This is a genomic window from Streptomyces sp. NPDC054932, assembly GCF_053610205.1.
Map to the genome: position 1 here is coordinate 1 of NZ_JBSGXU010000379.1, position 2,034 is coordinate 2,034.

A 2,034-nucleotide genomic window follows, 5' to 3' on the forward strand; every position below is an offset into this window, starting at 1 on the left:
GCCTTGTCCGTTGGGTCAATTGAGGGTGAAGACCGCTCCGAGTCGGGCAGGAACATCGCAGCGGCTGGTCCTTCGTGAAACCCCCTCTTCACGCCCGTACCCGGCAAGGGCATGCTCACCCTCCGGGACCGACGGCACCGCGCAGGGGAGGCACGGCGTGGCCCCGCCCGACGTCAGCGCCGGAGGCAGCCCCCCGTTGAGTACGTGTGCGGCAAAAGGCCTGGCGGCCGAGGTGAGGACGGCGCTCACCTGCGGGTGACATTGGCCGTGATCAGTCGGAGCAGGTATCTGGCAGTGGCGTCCTGCTCCGGAGTCAGGTTCATCGCATCGCCGATGGCGAGCGGGACGGTCCGTGCCTTTCCCCGAAGATCCGCACCAGCCTCGGTGAGGCGCACCGCAACCGAGCGCTCGTCGTCGACGCGCCGCTCGCGCAGGACCAGGCCGTTCACCTCGAGGCGCTTGAGCAGCGGGGAGAGCGTGCTGGACTCCAGCTGAAGCGCGGCACCCAGGTCCCGTACGGAGAGGGAGTCCCGCTCCCAGAGGGCAAGCATCACCAGATACTGCGGGTAGGTCAGTCCCAGTTCGTCCAGCAGGGGCCGATAGCTCGCCGTGACCGCGCGCGAGGCGGCGTAGAGGGCGAAGCAGAGCTGGTCCTCCAGCCTGAGCGAGTCGCCTTCCGCCTGACCTGCTGCCGCTTTCTCCATGCCGTTTTTCCCTTTGCTTGTGCCTGGTCCGCTGCTGCCACCTGCCCGGATCCCCGGCTTCTCATCCTACGGTTCGAAGCGCACGCGACCATAGCGCGCTCGATTGAGTTGTGCACGACTTAATCGTGTACTACTTTCCTGATGTGGCTGCCGGACGGCGGGCACGACGATCACCGAGGGCTGCCCGCCCTCGATGCCCTACGTTCTGGAGAGTCCGACATGACTGAGAAGAGTGCCCGTCCGGTCCTGGAACCCGCTGCGGCCGCATTCGCGGAGGCCACGGCGAAGCCGCCGTTCCTGTTCCAGATCCCGCCCGCCGAGGGCCGCAAGGCCGTAGACGAAGTCCAGTCCGGTGGCATCGCCGAACCCGCTGCCGACGAGGAGTGGGTGACCGTCCCCGGCGGCCCCACCGGCTCGGTCCGCGCCCGGATCGTCCGCCCGACCGGGGCATCCGGCCCGCTGCCGGTGATCGTCTACATCCACGGCGCCGGCTGGGTGTTCGGCAACGCCCACACCCACGACCGCCTGGTACGCGAACTCGCCGTGGGAACCGGCGCGGCCGTCGTCTTTCCCGAGTACGACCTCTCGCCCGAGCACCGCTACCCGGTCGCCATCGAGCAGAACTGGACGGTGGCCCGCTGGGTCGTCACCGACGGCGCCGAACACGGCCTGGACGCCACCCGCATCGCGGTCGCCGGGGACTCCGTCGGCGGCAACATGAGCATCGCCCTCACCCTCATGGCCAAGGAACGCGGCGGCCTGGACCTGCGCCAGCAGGTCCTCTTCTACCCGGTCACCGACGCCGCCTTCGACACCGGCTCCTACCACCAGTTCGCGGAAGGCTACTTCCTGCGCCGCGACGGCATGCAGTGGTTCTGGGACCAGTACACCACCGACGAGGCCGAACGGGCCGAGATCACCGCCTCCCCGCTGCGCGCCACCACCGAGCACCTCACCGGCCTCCCGCCGGCCCTGGTCATCACCGCCGAGGCCGACGTACTGCGCGACGAAGGCGAGGCGTACGCCGACAAGCTCCGCACCGCCGCGGTCCCCGTCACGGCCGTCCGCTTCCAGGGCATCATCCACGACTTCGTCATGCTCAACGCCCTGCGCGAAACCCACGCCGCCCAAGCTGCCATCGACCTCGCCACCACCACCCTGCGCACCGCACTCGGCACCGCCTGAGCAGCCCGGACCGCGGGCGGCGGGGGGGGAGGGGCCCCCCCCCCCCCCGCCGCGCGCCCGGGGGGTAAAACCGCCCGGCCCCCCCCCGCCCCCCCGCCCCCCCCGGGGCCCCCGCGGCCGGGGAGTTCACAGATCAGGTGGAGCG

The 2,034-nt window shown here is 70.5% G+C and carries 2 protein-coding genes; one reads left to right on the forward strand and one right to left on the reverse strand.

The window, feature by feature from the left end; all coding sequences use genetic code 11:
- Nucleotides 1-245: 245 nt before the first annotated feature.
- A complete protein-coding gene (locus ACWGE1_RS40925) occupies nt 246-704 on the reverse strand; it encodes a MarR family winged helix-turn-helix transcriptional regulator (protein WP_453425547.1) in 459 nt (152 codons plus the stop codon).
- A 219-nt stretch (nt 705-923) separates the two neighbouring features.
- Between ACWGE1_RS40925 and ACWGE1_RS40930 the strand changes: the two genes are divergently transcribed.
- A complete protein-coding gene (locus ACWGE1_RS40930) occupies nt 924-1,889 on the forward strand; it encodes an alpha/beta hydrolase (RefSeq protein WP_453425548.1) in 966 nt (321 codons plus the stop codon).
- Nucleotides 1,890-2,034 lie beyond the last annotated feature (145 nt).

Bases quoted from the DNA above. Each gene is read 5' to 3' on its own strand.
- ACWGE1_RS40925 (WP_453425547.1), bottom strand. From the start codon at position 704: ATGGAGAAAGCGGCAGCAGGTCAGGCGGAAGGCGACTCGCTCAGGCTG.
- ACWGE1_RS40930 (WP_453425548.1), top strand. From the start codon at position 924: ATGACTGAGAAGAGTGCCCGTCCGGTCCTGGAACCCGCTGCGGCCGCA.